General features: G+C 66.6%; 15 protein-coding genes and 3 pseudogenes. 2 read left to right on the top strand and 16 right to left on the bottom strand.

The genetic code is table 11. The annotated features are described in order from the left end of the window. Positions 1 to 46 precede the first annotated feature (46 nt). The 16 genes and pseudogenes from JW805_20665 to rimP all read right to left on the bottom strand — a co-directional run bounded on the left by JW805_20665 (position 47) and on the right by rimP (position 12,916). Positions 47 to 361: a serine hydrolase gene (locus tag JW805_20665; protein MBN2974407.1), complete on the bottom strand. Its 315-nt coding sequence runs from the start codon at positions 359 to 361 to the stop codon at positions 47 to 49. A 531-nt stretch (positions 362 to 892) separates the two neighbouring features. Beyond that, positions 893 to 3,229: pseudogene (gene pnp / locus JW805_20660) on the bottom strand (polyribonucleotide nucleotidyltransferase). A 188-nt stretch (positions 3,230 to 3,417) separates the two neighbouring features. Then, positions 3,418 to 3,687, bottom strand: coding sequence for a 30S ribosomal protein S15 (rpsO, locus tag JW805_20655; GenBank protein MBN2974406.1), 270 nt, complete (start codon positions 3,685 to 3,687; stop codon positions 3,418 to 3,420). A gap of 20 nt (positions 3,688 to 3,707) precedes the next feature. Continuing rightward, complete coding sequence (locus JW805_20650) at positions 3,708 to 4,112, bottom strand: hypothetical protein (protein MBN2974405.1); 405 nt, start codon at positions 4,110 to 4,112, stop codon at positions 3,708 to 3,710. A gap of 144 nt (positions 4,113 to 4,256) precedes the next feature. Then, positions 4,257 to 4,643 carry a hypothetical protein gene (locus tag JW805_20645; GenBank protein ID MBN2974404.1) on the bottom strand — a complete coding sequence of 129 codons (387 nt, stop codon included), beginning with the start codon at positions 4,641 to 4,643 and terminating at the stop codon, positions 4,257 to 4,259. Between the two features lie 106 nt (positions 4,644 to 4,749). Next, positions 4,750 to 5,466 (bottom strand): annotated as a pseudogene (locus JW805_20640) (site-2 protease family protein). Then, positions 5,387 to 5,998 carry a thymidine kinase gene (locus JW805_20635; protein MBN2974403.1) on the bottom strand — a complete coding sequence of 204 codons (612 nt, stop codon included), beginning with the start codon at positions 5,996 to 5,998 and terminating at the stop codon, positions 5,387 to 5,389. Before JW805_20635 ends, JW805_20640 begins: the two are co-directional and overlap by 80 nt. After that, the gene (locus JW805_20630; GenBank protein MBN2974402.1) at positions 5,998 to 6,390 is read right to left on the bottom strand and encodes a type II toxin-antitoxin system VapC family toxin; all 393 of its coding nucleotides are present in this window, start codon (positions 6,388 to 6,390) and stop codon (positions 5,998 to 6,000) included. The genes JW805_20635 and JW805_20630 overlap by 1 nt, the downstream gene beginning before the upstream one ends. A 4-nt stretch (positions 6,391 to 6,394) precedes the next feature. Next, on the bottom strand, positions 6,395 to 6,658 hold the full coding sequence (locus JW805_20625; GenBank protein MBN2974401.1) for an AbrB/MazE/SpoVT family DNA-binding domain-containing protein: 264 nt from the start codon (positions 6,656 to 6,658) through the stop codon (positions 6,395 to 6,397). Between the two features lie 21 nt (positions 6,659 to 6,679). After that, entirely contained in the window at positions 6,680 to 7,066 is a 387-nt protein-coding gene (gene rbfA / locus JW805_20620; protein MBN2974400.1) for a 30S ribosome-binding factor RbfA, read from the bottom strand. Positions 7,067 to 7,208: 142 nt separating this feature from the next. Then, on the bottom strand, positions 7,209 to 7,796 hold the full coding sequence (locus tag JW805_20615) for a hypothetical protein (GenBank protein MBN2974399.1): 588 nt from the start codon (positions 7,794 to 7,796) through the stop codon (positions 7,209 to 7,211). Beyond that, positions 7,738 to 8,550 carry a GTP-binding protein gene (locus JW805_20610; protein MBN2974398.1) on the bottom strand — a complete coding sequence of 271 codons (813 nt, stop codon included), beginning with the start codon at positions 8,548 to 8,550 and terminating at the stop codon, positions 7,738 to 7,740. The genes JW805_20615 and JW805_20610 overlap by 59 nt, the downstream gene beginning before the upstream one ends. 1,232 nt (positions 8,551 to 9,782) lie before the next feature. Next, positions 9,783 to 9,983: a hypothetical protein gene (locus JW805_20605; protein ID MBN2974397.1), complete on the bottom strand. Its 201-nt coding sequence runs from the start codon at positions 9,981 to 9,983 to the stop codon at positions 9,783 to 9,785. A 239-nt stretch (positions 9,984 to 10,222) separates the two neighbouring features. Further along, positions 10,223 to 10,441, bottom strand: coding sequence for a DUF448 domain-containing protein (locus JW805_20600; GenBank protein MBN2974396.1), 219 nt, complete (start codon positions 10,439 to 10,441; stop codon positions 10,223 to 10,225). A gap of 276 nt (positions 10,442 to 10,717) precedes the next feature. Further along, positions 10,718 to 12,344, bottom strand: a pseudogene (gene nusA / locus JW805_20595) (transcription termination/antitermination protein NusA). A gap of 5 nt (positions 12,345 to 12,349) precedes the next feature. Continuing rightward, positions 12,350 to 12,916 carry a ribosome maturation protein RimP gene (gene rimP, locus JW805_20590; GenBank protein ID MBN2974395.1) on the bottom strand — a complete coding sequence of 189 codons (567 nt, stop codon included), beginning with the start codon at positions 12,914 to 12,916 and terminating at the stop codon, positions 12,350 to 12,352. Between the two features lie 168 nt (positions 12,917 to 13,084). Between rimP and JW805_20585 the strand changes: the two genes are divergently transcribed. Continuing rightward, positions 13,085 to 13,321, top strand: coding sequence for a hypothetical protein (locus tag JW805_20585; protein MBN2974394.1), 237 nt, complete (start codon positions 13,085 to 13,087; stop codon positions 13,319 to 13,321). A 65-nt stretch (positions 13,322 to 13,386) separates the two neighbouring features. Continuing rightward, positions 13,387 to 14,547 (top strand): PQQ-dependent sugar dehydrogenase, encoded by a 1,161-nt coding sequence (locus JW805_20580; protein ID MBN2974393.1) that lies wholly within the window; start codon positions 13,387 to 13,389, stop codon positions 14,545 to 14,547. Positions 14,548 to 14,612 lie beyond the last annotated feature (65 nt).

Genomic DNA, 14,612 nt, shown 5'->3' with positions numbered 1-14,612 from the left:
GGGCCATCGGCCAGTTTCGGATCGGGGGTGTGGCCGCTGACGTCGATCAGCAGCCGCGCAATCGTACGGTCGACGCGCTGACCCGCGATCCCTTCGCCTGCAGCCAGCGGGTGACCGCGGCAGGGCCGCCAACCGCTTTCAACAGCATGTCGGTCGCCGTATTGTCGCTAACGGTCAGCGACAGCTCGATCAGATTCGCGCCGGACAGCGCGACGCCGGCGTGCGGCAGCGTGTCGGTGATGCCGTCGGAGCGGACGCGCATCCCCTCGTCGAGCGTGTGCATCGTCGCCAGGCTCCAACGACGCTTGTCGACGCCGTCGAGATAGGTCGCGGCGATCGCCAGTTTCACCACGCTCGCCATGGGGAAACGGTCGTCGGCGTTGATGGCCAGCGTCGCCCCGGTGTCGATATCGACCGCATAGGCACCGACCTTGCCGGCATCGGTCTTTCGCGATCTGCGTGACGCGCTCGGTCAGGCCGGGTGGCAAGGTCTGCGCGGTTGCGACCGGTGCGGCGAGGATCGCAGCCGCGGCGGCAAAGTTCACAAAGCTCACCCATATGGCGTGTGAAAATTTCGTGTGAAATTCGGCTGGGCTGGCGGAGAGGTTGGTGCGCGTCATGGCGCTACGCTGCACCAAAGCGGGTCATGTAGGAAAATGGTATTTTCAGGCGCGCCATCGCGCGAGTCTGTTTTAGGCGAAGCAGGTCGTGCTTGTGCTCCGGCGAAAGCCGGAGCGGCGGCGGACGGGGGCCGCAGTCGCCAGGGCTCCGGCCTTCGCCGGAGCACAGCGCGGCGAGTGGCGGCGGACGCGCAAGAGAAAGGCCCCGGAGATCGCTCTCCGGGGCCCATCCTCCCCATACCTTTCCGGCACGGTAACTTGTCGCGAAGGACTTAGTCCTTGTCGCCCGTCAGGAACGCGGGCGCGAATTCGGGCTCGGGGCCCTCGTCCTTGCCGCCTTCGCTGCGCTCGCGGCGCGGACCGCGGTCGCCACGGTCCCGACGGGGACCGCGATCGCCACGATCGCCGCCGCGGCCGCCACGGTCACCACCGCGGTCGCCGCCACGATCGCCGCGCGGGCCGCGATCGCCACGCTCGCCGCGCGGTTCGCGGGCAGGACGGGTGTCCTCCAGCTCTTCGCCGGTTTCCTGGTCGACGACACGCATCGACAGGCGCACCTTGCCGCGCGGTCGATTTCGAGGACCTTGACCTTCACTTCCTGGCCTTCCGACACGACGTCGGTCGGCTTCTCGACGCGCTCGTTCTTCATCTCGCTGACGTGGACGAGGCCGTCCTTGCCACCCATGAAGTTCACGAAGGCACCGAAGTCGACGATGTTGACCTTGCCGGTGTAGATCTTGCCGACCTCGGCCTCTTCGACCAGGCCCTTGATCCAGTTGATCGCGGCTTCGATCTGCGACGGATCGCTCGACGAGACCTTGATCACGCCCTCGTCGTCGATGTCGACCTTGGCGCCGGTCGTCGCGACGATCTCGCGGATGACCTTGCCGCCGGTGCCGATAACTTCGCGGATCTTCGACTTGTCGATTGTGAAGGTCTCGATGCGCGGCGCGTGCGCCGACAGCTCCGAGCGGGTCTCGCCCAGCGCCTTGTTCATTTCGCCAAGAATATGCGCACGGCCTTCCTTGGCCTGATGCAGCGCGGCCTCGAAGATCTCCTTGGTGATGCCGGCGATCTTGATGTCCATCTGCATCGTGGTGATGCCTTCGGACGTGCCCGCCACCTTGAAGTCCATGTCGCCTAGGTGATCTTCGTCACCCAGGATGTCGCTGAGGATTGCGAAGTCCTTGCCCTCGAGGATCAGGCCCATCGCGATGCCCGACACCGGGCGCTTGATCGGCACGCCGGCGTCCATCAGGGCCAGCGAACCGCCGCAGACCGACGCCATCGACGACGAGCCGTTCGACTCGGTGATGTCGCTGGTCAGGCGGATCGTGTAGGGGAAGTCTTCCTTCGACGGCAGCACCGGGTGCAGCGCGCGCCAGGCGAGCTTGCCGTGACCGACTTCGCGGCGGCCCGGCGCACCGAAGCGGCCACTTCACCGACCGAATAGGGCGGGAAGTTATAGTGCAGCATGAAGTGCTGGTACGACAGGCCGCCCAGGCCGTCGATCATCTGCTCCGCGTCGCGGGTGCCGAGCGTCGCGGTCGCGATCGTCTGCGTCTCGCCGCGGTGAACAGCGCCGAGCCGTGGGCACGCGGCAGGAAGTGCGTTTCTGCTTCGATCTGGCGGATCTGCGTGGTGGTGCGGCCGTCGATGCGCTTGCCATCCTTCAGGATGGCGCCGCGCACGATGTTCGCTTCCAGCTTCTTCACCAGCTTCAGCGTGCCGAGATATTGCGCCGGATCGCTTTCCTTCAGGTCGGCGAAGGCGTCCCGCGCCTTGGCGCGCGCTTCGTTCAGCGCGACCTGGCGCTGCTGCTTGTCGGTCAGCTTGTAGGCGGCGGCGATGTCGGCGCCGATGATGTCGTTCAGCTTGGCGAGCGTCGCCGACTTGTCGTCGACCTTGTCCAGCTCCCACGGATCCTTGGCGGCCTGTTCGGCAAGCTTGACGATCGCCTTGACGACTTCGCGGCAGGCGTCGTGCGCGAACAGCACCGCGCCCAGCATGACCTCTTCCGACAGCTCGTTGGCTTCGGATTCGACCATCATCACCGCGTCGTAGGTCGCGGCGACGACCAGGTCGAGGTCACCCTCGGCGACCTGTTCGTCGGTCGGGTTCAGGACATATTCGCCGTTCACATACCCGACGCGCGCGGCGCCGATCGGGCCCATGAAGGGCACGCCCGAGATGGTGAGCGCGGCCGAGGCTGCGACCATCGCCAGGATGTCGGGCTCGTTCTCGCCGTCATAGCTCAGCACCTGAGCGATGGCGTTGATTTCGTTGTAAAAGCCTTCGGGGAACAGCGGGCGGATCGGACGGTCGATCAGGCGGCTGACCAGGGTTTCCTTTTCGGTCGCGCCACGCTCACGCTTGAAGAAGCCGCCCGGAATGCGACCGGCGGCGGAGAATTTTTCCTGATAGTGGACGGTCAGCGGGAAGAAGTCCTGCCCTTCCTTGACGGTCTTCGCGGCGGTGACGGCGCACAGCACCACGGTTTCGCCGAGCGTCGCGATCACCGCGCCGTCGGCCTGACGGGCAACCTTGCCCGTTTCGAGCGTCAGCGTCTTGCCGCCCCACTCGATCGATACAGTCTTCTTGTCGAACATTTGGTTTCCTTCACTCCGGCGGCCAGATGCCGGCCGGGCCTTTAGATCCCCACGAAAGTGATACTTTCGTGGGACCCGTTTTAGGGCTGCCCTTGCAGCCCCGTGCGACGGAGGTTCCGTCTGCCAGGGCGCACGCCGGATTGCGCGGCCCCGAATGCGACAAGGGCGACCCGAAGGCGCCCCTGGTGTTACTTGCGAAGGCCGAGCTTCGCGATAAGGGCCAGATAGCGATCGCCATCCGACTTGCGGAGATAGTCGAGCAGCGAGCGACGCTTGTTGACCATCATCAGCAGGCCGCGGCGCGAGTGGTTGTCCTTCGCGTGGCCCTTGAAATGCTCGGTCAGGTTGCGGATGCGCTCGGTCAGGATGGCGACCTGGACCTCGGTCGACCCGGTGTCGCCTTCGGCGCGGGCGTGGTCCTTGATGATTTCCTGACGGCGTTCTGCGGTAATCGACATGGTGTTTCCTTCGACATCGTCTACAGATTGAAGCCGCGGACGACACGGGCTTCCCCGTGGCTGACCTCGATCAGCGCGACCGGAGTATCCTCCACACACGCGAAATACTGGCCATCGTCTTCGGCGATCCCGACCAGCACACGCCCCTGTCGGAGCGCCCCTGCCTGGTCGGGGTCGAGGGGTAGAGCCGGGATGTCGTCCAGCCCCGCCCTCAGTGGCAGGAGTATCTGTTCAAGGGTGCCGCCCTTAGCGACTTCGTCCAATTTGTCCAGCGATATCGCGTCGGGCAGGGTGAACGGCCCGGCCTTCGTTCGGCGGAGCATGGTGACATGGCCGACGGTGCCGAGCGCCACGGCGATGTCGCGGGCCAGGCTGCGGATGTACGTGCCCTTGGAGACGTGGGCGGTGAGGGTGACGTCCTCCAAATCCTCCCCGGTACGGGGAGGGGGACCAGCCGCAGGCTGGTGGAGGGGGGCTCCACAGGCGACACCATCTGCGGCCTGCCCCCTCCACCACCGGCTTCGCCGGCGGTCCCCTCCCCGTACCGGGGAGGATTTGGAGGCTGTGAATCACCACATCGCGGCTCGCGAGCTGCACGTCCTCTCCCGCGCGGGCCAAGTCATACGCCCGTGCGCGCCATCGACCTTCAGCGCGGAGTATTTCGGCGGGACCTGCGCGATTCCGCCGGTAAAGTGCGGCAGCACCGCCTCCACCGCCGCCAGCGTCGGCCGCACGTCGCTCTGCGCGATCACGGCACCTTCGGCATCGAGCGTGTCGGTCTGCGTTCCGAACTGGATCGTGAAATCATAGACCTTGTCGCTGTCGAGCATCCGACCGGCGAGCTTCGTCGCTTCGCCCACCGCGATCGGCAGCACGCCGGTCGCCAGCGGGTCGAGCGTGCCGCCATGGCCGACCTTCGCCTTGCCATAGCCGCCCTGCCGCAGTGCCCGCTTCACCGCGGACACGCCCTGCGTCGACCCCAAGCCCAGCGGCTTGTCGAGAATCACCCAACCATGCATCGGCGTCAGATAGCGACGCCGGCCAGGCCCAGGAAGCCGCCGCGACCGCACGGACGATCGGCACCACCGCGCGCGCGACGATATCGGCCTGCGGCAGGATCGTGGGGACGACGAGCAGCAGGACGATCAGCAGCGGAAAACCGACGCGCGCCAGCTTCTGCCACGCCGGCACGGCGCTGCGCGGCAACAGCCCCTCGACGACGTGGCCGCCGTCGAACGGCGGCAGCGGGATCAGGTTGAAAATCGCCAGAAAGACGTTGATCAGCAGAAAGTTGAGCAGGTTGCGCGCGACGAACGCCGCGGCGCCGCCGTCGCCGGCGCTTCCGGTGCCGACGAGCGCGGCGAGCCCGAGCGCCGCCGCGAGCGCGAGCAGCACGTTGATACCCGGCCCGGCTAGCGCGACCAGCATCATGTGCCAGCGCGGATTGCGCAGGCGCGATGCGACGACCGGCACGGGTTTCGCCCAGCCGAACACCGGCGCGCCCGTGACCGCCAGCAGCAGCGGCAGGCCGACCGTGCCGATCGGATCGACGTGGCGGATCGGATTCAGCGTCAGCCGCCCGAGTCGCGCCGCGGTTGGATCGCCGAGCGCGCGGGCGACCCAGCCATGCGCGACTTCATGGAACACGATCGCGATGACCAGCGGGATCAGCCAAGTGGCGATGGTTAGAGCGTCTCGTTCACGTCGCGGTCCCTGCGGTCGCCAGCACCAGCTCGCCCGCCAGCGCCTCGGCGAAATGGCGGCGGCAGAGCGCGACATAGCGGTCGTTGCCGCCGATCTCGGTCTGCGCGCCTTCGCTCGCCGCACGGCCATCGGCGCCGATCCGCGCGTTCATCGTCGCCTTACGCCCGCACAGACACACCGACTTGATCTCGACCAGCGCGTCCGCGACCGCCAGCAACCGCGCGGACCCCGGGAACAGCGCGCCCTGGAAATCGGTGCGCAGGCCATAGGCGAGCACCGGCACGCCCAGCACGTCGCAGACCCAGGCCAGCTGCGCGACCTGTTCGGGAGTGAGGAACTGCGCCTCGTCGACCAGCACGCAATCGACCTTCGTCTCGTCATGCTGGTCAGCGACGCACGCGCCGATATCGGTCGCGGCGTCGAAGGCGATCGCCGGCATGGCGAGCCCAATCCGCGACGTGATCGTCCGCGCTTCGTAGCGATCGTCGATCGCGGCGGTGAACAGCATCGTCCGCATGCCGCGCTCGCGATAGTTGAAGTCGGCCTGGAGCAGGGTCGTCGATTTCCCCGCATTCATGCTGGCGTAGTAGAAATAGAGCTTGGCCATCAGTTGAGGCACTCCACCGCGACGGGGGGCTCGTCGCCCGCGCGCGAGACAAGACGGCGCTCGAAGGAGGCGAATCGACCCGCCGGTCGGGCCGCCGAGATATGAAGGTAATCGGCGAATTCGCCTGCGAGGGCATAGCGTTCGAGTGCCCACCGGACGTCGGCCGGATTCTCGAAGACGATGTCGAAGGCCTGGTACAGGCTGGCGATGGCGACGACGATGCGGCCGCGGTCATAGCCGTACACGGACCGGAGAACCCAATCGGTTTCGACCAAAACGGTCAGGGAGACATACATCGGCTCGGTCGCCGCCAATGCCAGCGCGCGTTGAAGCTGCGTCTCATCGTCCGCGACGATCAGCCTGACGATGATATTGGTGTCGACGGCGACCAAGCGGTCAGCCCTTCCAGTCGTGAAACAGCGAGCCGATCTGCGCGGTCATGTCCTCGACCGAAACCGGCTTGCCCTCATAGGCGGGCACGCGGCGACGAAATTCGGCATAGCTGATCTTTTCGCGCGGCGGTTCGGCCTGTTCGATGATGATCCGCCGGCCGATCCGCTCCAACGTCAGCCGCTCGCCCGGGCGCAGGTCGAGCGCATCGCGCACGTCCTTCGGCAGGACGATCTGTCCTTTCGACGACAAGGTGATTTCGAATCCCACGCCGGTAAGATGCGTCTTACCTCAATCCCCGTCAAGATCGCGCGCCACCTGATCCGAGCGCAGGATCGCGTCGATGTGGCTGCCTTCGTCGAAGCTTTCGTCGGCCAGGAATTTCAGCCGCGCGGCGTATTTCATCTTCACGCGGTGGGCGACCTCGCGTTGGAGATAGGCGGTGTTGGTCCTGAGAGCCTTCAGCACCGCATCCTCGTCCTTGCCCAGCAGCGGCTTCACGAAGACGGTTGCGTGGCGCAGGTCGGGGGACATGCGGACTTCGGTGATGCTGACGACATGGCTGGTCAGCACGTCGTCGTGCACGTCGCCACGTTGCAGGATTTCGCTCAGGATGTGGCGGACCTGCTCGCCGACGCGCAGCGTGCGGACGGATTTCTCTTGCGGTTCGGATTTCATAATTCCCTCTCCCGGCGGGAGAGGGAGGGACCCGCTCGGCGTCAGCCGAGTGGGAGGGTGAGGGCAGAAATCTCGCCCTTACCTGCCCTCACCTTTCCGCCGCTTCGCGGCTCCCTTCCTCTCCCGCAGGGAGAGGAAAGACTTACAAAGTCCGCTCGCGCAGCTCGACTTCGAACGTTTCCAGATAGTCGCCGGGCTTGATGTCGGTGAAGTTCTGGCTGAACGTGACACCGCATTCCAGACCCGCGCGCACTTCGGCGACATCGTCCTTGAAGCGGCGGAGCGAGGCGATTTCGCCCTGGTAGATGATGACATCCGCCCGGGTGATACGCGCCTTGAGCGCCTTGCGGATAACGCCTTCGGTGACGAGCAGACCCGCCGCCTTGCCATGCTTGCCCGCCGAGAAGACCTCGCGGATTTCGGCGCGGCCGACGACCGTTTCGAACGCTTCCGGCCCCAGCTGCCCCGCCATGCCGGCGCGAATTTCGTCGGTCAGGTCGTAGATCACGTCATAGTATTTCAACGCGACCTTGTGGCGCTCGGCGATCTGCCGGGCGTTGGCGTTCGGGCGCACGTTGAAGCCGATGATCGGGGCGCCGCTGGCGGCCGCCACGTTCACGTCGCTCTCGGTGATGCCGCCGACGCCCGAATGCAGGATGCGGGCGCGGATGTCATCGGGTCGAGATCTTGTTGATCGACGCGACGATCGCCTCGACCGTTCCCTGCGTATCGGCCTTCACGACGAGCGGATATTCGATCGCCTGCTTGGCCTTCAGCGCCGAGAACATCGATTCCAGGCTGGCGGGCCGCGTCGTGCGCTTCTGCGTCAACACCCTGGCGAATTCGCGACCTCGCGGCGCCTCGTTCCGCGATGGCAGATTGTCGCCGGCCGACGGTGTGCCCGAGATGCCGAGCACTTCGACCGGCATCGACGGATCGGCCGACTTGATCTGGCGACCCTTGTCGTCGACCAGCGCACGAACCTTGCCGCTTTCGGCGCCGACGACGAACACGTCGCCCACCTTCAGCGTGCCGCGCGTGACGAGCACGGTCGCGACCGGACCACGGCCCTTGTCGAGCTTTGCCTCGACCACGGTGCCTTCGGCCGCACGGTCGGGGTTGGCGGCCAGTTCCATCAGTTCGGCCTGGAGCTGGATCTTCTCGATCAGCGCGTCCAGACCGGTGCGGTTCTTCGCCGACACTTCGACGTCCTGCGTGTCGCCGCCCATGGCTTCGACCTGCACGTCGCGCTCGCGCACGCGCTGGGCGTTGGCTTCGGGCTTGTCGATCTTGTTGATCGCCACGATCATCGGCTTGCCGGCCGCCTTGGTGTGGTTGATCGCCTCGATCGTCTGCGGCATCAGCCCGTCGTCGGCGGCGACCACCAGCACCACGATGTCGGTCACGTCGGCACCACGCGCACGCATGGCGGTGAACGCTTCGTGGCCGGGCGTGTCGAGGAAGTGATCTTGATTGTCCTTCAACCGTCACTGATAACCGATGTGCTGGGTGATGCGCGGCTTCGCCCTTCACACGTCGTGCCGGAAGGGCATCGAGCACGAGTCTTGCATGGTCGACGTGGATGATCGTCCGACGGCGGGCGGGCGCAGGCTCGGGCGCATCCTCGACGTGTCGGTCGCAGGTCGATGTCCGAATCGCTGACGCGAACGATGTTATGGCCGATTCGGTCACAGCAGTTCGGCGGTGTCCTGATCGATCGACGCGTTGATCGTGACGGCATGCCATCTGAACAGCGCCTTCACAGGTCGGCGCCGCGTTCCCCATACGATTGGCGAGTTCGCGACCGTGATCGTCTCGGGACCTGCATCGCGGACCTGTTGGCCTGCGGCTCGCGCGGGCCGCCAAAGCCACGCTTTTCCTTTTCGCGCGCACGCTTGAGTGCCGCGAGGCTGCGAGCGCGCACCGTCTTCGTTTGAGCGCACGGTTGACGGCAGCTTGCCACGCGGGCTCGTCCCCTTGCGGTCGCGCTGCTGCGGAGGCCGGTGCGCGTTGTTGCGCGGCGTCGCGACACCCGAGGGCATCGAGCGCTGCGGCGCGTTGCCGCCGACGCGCGCGGCGACGATGCGCGGGCGGCGTCGGCCAGGGCTGGCGCGGCTTGGGTGCCGGCTTCGGGATTCCGGACGCGACCGGCGTGAAGCGGCGCGGTGCGGGCGCGAGGCATCGGCATCAGGTGATCGGTTCGGGCCAGGGGCCGGCGCGGCGCAGGCTTCGGCGCGGACGGGGCGTCGGCTTGGCGGTGGACGTCGGCGACCGGCGCCGGGCGGGGCGGGGCGGGTCGGGCGCCGGCGCAGGCTCGGGCGCCGGCGCAGGTCGGTGCCGGGTGGGCTCGGCGGGGGCAGGCTTGGCCGTTCGGTTCCGCGCGGCACGCTCGGCCGCGCGGCTTTCGTTTCGGCTGCCTGGGCACGCGCCTGCTCTTCGCGGCGACGCGCGTCCTCAAGCGAGCCATGCCTGCTCTTCGGCTTCGCGCAGCAGCTTGGCCTGACGCTCTGCGGCGACAGATTGTCGGATGCGGCGGGCGCGGGGCCGGGGCGGGCGTGGCGACCGGGGTCGGGCCGGTGCTGCCTCAGGCACGTCCTGCACCGGCGCGTCGGTCGGTTGCCACCTGCGGGCGAGCACGCGGCGGCGTTCACTTCGACCCACCGTATTGCTACGGCCGTGGTGAAGCTCTGCTTCACCTTGCGGTCTGACCGTGGCTTCAGCCCAAGGGTGCGCGCATTCCGAGTTTCGGCTTGTCGTTGTCGGTGTCGCTCATGCGCTCGCTCAAATTCCTTGCTCGCCGACCCGCGGTCGGGTCGGCCGTAATGTCGGTGCCGATGGCCTCGCGCGTCATCGGCGCAAGGTTCAGCGGCACGTTCGGTCCGATAAAATGCAGCCAGCGGGTCAGCGCGTCGCGCACCCGCTTGGCCGCCTGGGCGTCCGTCAGGCAGCATGTACCACATTTTCGCGGCCCAATGCACGGACAATGTGGTGCGTGTCACCGGCAAAACCAAGCCCTTGAGGGTCGAGCCTTCGCGATCCGACCCTACGCGCCACGCCTGTGCCAGCTTGGCCGCCCCATCGGGGGCGCGTCGTGCGCGTGGAGCAGGAGGTGCAGCTGGCCGCTGCGTGCTGCGGTTTCGATGCGTTCGGCACCGATCAGCAGATGTCCTGCCTTTGCCTCCAGCCCCAGCGGTCCAGCGCCGCGCGTTCGAGCTGGGTCGCGATTCGCGCCGGAAGATCGGTCGGGATCGACAGGGGCGCGCCCTTGAAGGCCCGCGCCAGTGCGCCGCGAAGCTTGCCATTGGCGATGGCCGTTTCCAGTTCGGCGCGCGTCACCCCGATCCACGCGCCACGGCCGGGGGCCTTGGCACGCACGTCGGGGGCGACGTCACCGTCGGGGAAAGGGCAAGCCGGATCAGCCCCTCGCGCGGCCCGGAGTCGCGCGAGAGGATGCAGGTGCGGTCGTTCATGCCGCACCTCCCAATCGTAATTCGTCGTTCCGCGAAGGGGCGCTCCGCAAAGTAGCACTTTGCGGAGACCGCGAGGGCGGGCATCAATTCTGGCAGACGTTGCGGCTCCTCGCCATTCAGCCAGAATTTACCCCCGCCTGCGCGGGGGCGACGACCTTTTGTGCTGGTCAGCCGACCCGTATCATTGCTCGGATTCCGCATCAGCGTCCTCCTGAGCCGGCTCTTCGTCCGCGAACCAGTGGGCGCGGGCGGCCATGATGATCTCGTTACCCTGCTCTTCCGACAGACCGTACTGGCCCAGAACGCCGCCTTGTCGCCTTCGCGCTGCGGTGCCGGCTTGTCGGCATCGTTGCGGCGGCGCGGTTCCTGGCGCTTCTTCGCGATCAGTTCGTCGGTCGCCAGGTCGGCAAGGTCGTCGAGCGTCTTGATCCCCGCCTTGCGAGCGTGACCAGCATCGCTTCGGTCAGATACGGCATCTCGGCCAGCGCGTCCTCGACGCCCAGGGCGCGGCGCTCTTCGCGCTGCGCGGTCTCGCGCCGCTCGAGCGCTTCGGCGGCGCGGCTCTGGAGCTCCTGCGCCAGATCCTCGTCGAAGCCCTCGATGCTCGCCAGTTCGTCGAGCTCGACATAAGCGACCTCTTCCAGCGCGCCGAAGCCTTCGGCGACGAGCAGCTGCGCCAGCGTCTCGTCGACGTCGAGCTCGTTCTGGAACATCTCGCTGTTGGCCACGAATTCCTGCTGCCGCTTCTCGCTCGAATCGGTCTCGGTCAGGATGTCGATCGCCTTGCCGGTCAGCTGGCTGGCCAGACGCACGTTCTGGCCGCGACGGCCGATGGCGAGGCTGAGCTGATCGTCGGGAACGACGACCTCGATGCGGTCCTCTTCCTCGTCGATGACGACGCGGGCGACGTTCGCCGGCTGCAGCGCGTTGACGACGAAGGTCGCGGTGTCGGGCGACCAGGGGATGATGTCGATCTTCTCACCCTGCATTTCCTGGACGACCGCCTGCACGCGGCTGCCCTTCATGCCGACGCAGGCGCCGACCGATCGATGCCCGAATCATGGCTGATGACGCCGATCTTGGCGCGGCTGCCCGGGTCGCGCGCGGCGGCTTGATCTCGATGATGCCGTCGTAGATTTCGGCACTTCCTGCGCGAACAGCTTCTTCATGAAGTCCGGATGCGCGCGGCTGAGGAAGATCTGCGGCCCGCGTTCTCACGGCGGACGTTCAGGATGATCGAACGGACGCGGTCGCCGACGCGGACCAGTTCGCGCGGGATCTGCTGGTCGCGGCGGATGACGCCTTCGGCGCGGCCCAGATCAACGACGATGTGACCGAATTCGACGCGCTTGGCGACGCCGATGATGATCTCGCCCTGGCGATCCTTGAATTCTTCATACTGGCGCTCGCGCTCGGCATCGCGGACCTTCTGGAAGATGATCTGCTTCGATGCCTGCGCCTGGATGCGGCCGAATTCGATCGGGGCAGCGGATCGACGATGAAGTCGCCGACCTGGGCGTCCTTCTGCAACTTCTCGCGCCCTTCAGGTCGACCTGCTTGAAATAGTCGTCGACCTGCTCGACCACCTCGACGACGCGCCACAGACGCAGATCGCCGGTGTTCGGATCGAGCTTTGCGCGGATGTCGTTTTCCGAGCCATAGCGGTTCTTGGCCGCGCGCTGGATCGCGTCCTCCATCGCCTCGATGACGATGGCCTTGTCGATCAGCTTTTCCTTCGCAACCGAATCGGCGATCGCGATCAGTTCGGCGCGGTTTGCGGTGATGCCGCCGGACGGGGACGAGGCCATTGCGCTTATTCCTCAGTTTCGATGATCTTGTCGGCGCCCTGCGTCGACAATGGTGCGGTTGCGGCGATCAGCTTGTCGGTGATGACGAGCTTCGCGTCGGAAATTTGGGCAAAGGGGACGGTCATCGGCTGATGGCCGCGGACGTCGACGGTGACGGTGTCGCCTTCGATGCCGGCGAGCGTGCCGTTCAGTTGCTTGCGCCCGTCGATCTTCTCCGCAAGCGTCACGCGCGCTTCATGCCCCGCCCAGTCGGCATAGTCCTTCAGGCGGGTCAGCGGACGGTCGATGCCGGGCGACGACACTTCCAGGCGATAGGCGTAATCGATCGGATCCTTGCCCGCTTCCTCCAGCGCGTCGAACACGTCGGAGATACGGCGCGACAGGTCGGCACAGTCGTCGATCGTCAGCTGACGCGTGTCGGGCCGTTCGGCCATGACCTGCAGCGTCGGGTCGGACTGGCCGCCGAACATCTTCACGCGCACGAGGTCCAGCCCCAAAGCCTTCGCTTCGGGTTCGATGAGCGCGGTCAGATGCGCGATGTCGGCCAAACGCCAGTCTCCAGATACGAACATGCAACCTCGCTGCCGGCCCCGGTGGGACCAGCCTCGGCATGTATGACGATGTCGAGAAGGCATGCGGGATATAGAGCGAAGCGGGCGTGCGCGCAAGCGGCGTGGACGATTAGCGCGGCTTTAACCCACTTTGTGCCAGGATCAGTCCATCCGTTGGAGAAGCGCATCATGTACGAAGGCAAGATCGTCGCCGAAGCCGCCGTTGCGATGCCGCGGGACGTACGCCGTACCCTGGGCCGGCCCGACCGCGACCAAGGCAGCGCGGCGCTCGGTCTGGCGGTGCTGGTGATCGGGCTCCCGTTGCTCGCGGTGCGCATGTTTGTCTGGGCGGTGATAACCGACCTGCGCAAGCTCGGCCGCCTGGCCGGCGTCATCGGTGCGGCCGTGCGCGACGCGCGGCGATAGCGTAACACGCGAAACCTCGATCCGACTTGGGCGTTGCCGTGGAACATTTTCCCGGGAACATCTTCATGCGTCTCACCGCCATCCTGCTTGCCACGACTCTCATCGCCTGCACCGAAACGACCCCCGGCAATGCGCAGAATGCCGCTGCGCCGACCCCGGCAGGGCAGGGTACCGCGACCGCGGGGCTTCCGTTCGCCGTTACCGAGGTCGCCGATCTGACCTCCCCCTGGGCGATGGCCTTTCTTCCCGACGGGCGATTGCTGGTGACCGAAAAGGCCGGCGAGATGCTGCTGCTGTCGGGCGACGGCAGGCAGAAGCGCACCATCGCGACGATCCCGGTCGACAGTGCCGGCCAGGGCGGATTGATGGACGTCGTTCTTGCGCCGGGCTTCGCGCGGAACCGGCAGGTCTATTTCAGCTATTCGACCGCCGGCGCCGGCGGCAAGGGCGTGGTACTGGCGCGCGGCGTGCTGTCGGGCGCAGCCGGAGCGGAACAGTTGACCGGTATCACCGAGTTGTTCCGCGCGACGCCGTTCGTCGAGGGTAATGGCCATTATTCCGGCCGCATCGCCTTTGCCCCCGATGGCCGGCACCTGTTCTTCACCAATGGCGAGCGGCAGAAGTTCACCCCTGCGCAAGACCCGAAGGCGACACTGGGCAAAGTGCTGCGGCTGACACTTGACGGAAAGCCCGCGGGCGATCCGGGCCTGACCGCCAAGGGCTTCCATCCGGCCGTCTGGTCCTATGGCCACCGCAATCTGCTGGGCATCGCGTTCGACCGCGCGGGCAATCTGTGGGAGCAGGAGATGGGGCCGGAGGGCGGCGACGAGGTCAATCTGATCCTGCCCGGCCGCAACTATGGCTATCCCAAGGTGTCGAACGGCCGCAACTATGGTGCTGCGACCGACGACATCCCCGATCACGCGCCCGGCGACGGGTTCGAAGCGCCCAAGGTCTGGTGGACACCCGTCATCTCGCCGGCCGGACTGCTCGTCTATACCGGTGCGATGTTCCCCGAGTGGCAGGGCGATCTCTTCATCGGCGGTCTGTCGTCGAAGGCGCTGATCCGGGTCGATGTGAACGGGACCTCCGCGACCAAGGGTGACCAGTGGCCAATGGGCACCCGCATCCGCGATGTCGATCAGGGGCCGGACGGTGCGATCTGGCTGTTGGAGGACGGGCAGCGTGGCAGCAACGGTCGCGTCATCAAGCTTACGAAGCGATGAAAAGCGGCAGGGCGTTCGGGCCCATCGGCCCTCCCGCGAAGGTGGGAGCACGCAGCCACGAGCAG

Source organism: Roseomonas aeriglobus (assembly GCA_016937575.1).
Lineage (GTDB): Bacteria > Pseudomonadota > Alphaproteobacteria > Sphingomonadales > Sphingomonadaceae > Sphingomonas > Sphingomonas aerigloba.
This window is presented reverse-complemented; position numbering and strand designations above follow the sequence as displayed.

What these genes read in the sequence shown, in the direction of transcription:
- JW805_20665 (MBN2974407.1), bottom strand. Translation starts at nt 361, where the DNA reads ATGGCGAGCGTGGTGAAACTGGCGATCGCCGCGACCTATCTCGACGGC.
- rpsO (MBN2974406.1), bottom strand. Translation starts at nt 3,687, where the DNA reads ATGTCGATTACCGCAGAACGCCGTCAGGAAATCATCAAGGACCACGCC.
- JW805_20635 (MBN2974403.1), bottom strand. Translation starts at nt 5,998, where the DNA reads ATGGCCAAGCTCTATTTCTACTACGCCAGCATGAATGCGGGGAAATCG.
- rbfA (MBN2974400.1), bottom strand. Translation starts at nt 7,066, where the DNA reads ATGAAATCCGAACCGCAAGAGAAATCCGTCCGCACGCTGCGCGTCGGC.
- rimP (MBN2974395.1), bottom strand. Translation starts at nt 12,916, where the DNA reads ATGTTCGTATCTGGAGACTGGCGTTTGGCCGACATCGCGCATCTGACC.
- JW805_20585 (MBN2974394.1), top strand. Translation starts at nt 13,085, where the DNA reads ATGTACGAAGGCAAGATCGTCGCCGAAGCCGCCGTTGCGATGCCGCGG.
- JW805_20580 (MBN2974393.1), top strand. Translation starts at nt 13,387, where the DNA reads ATGCGTCTCACCGCCATCCTGCTTGCCACGACTCTCATCGCCTGCACC.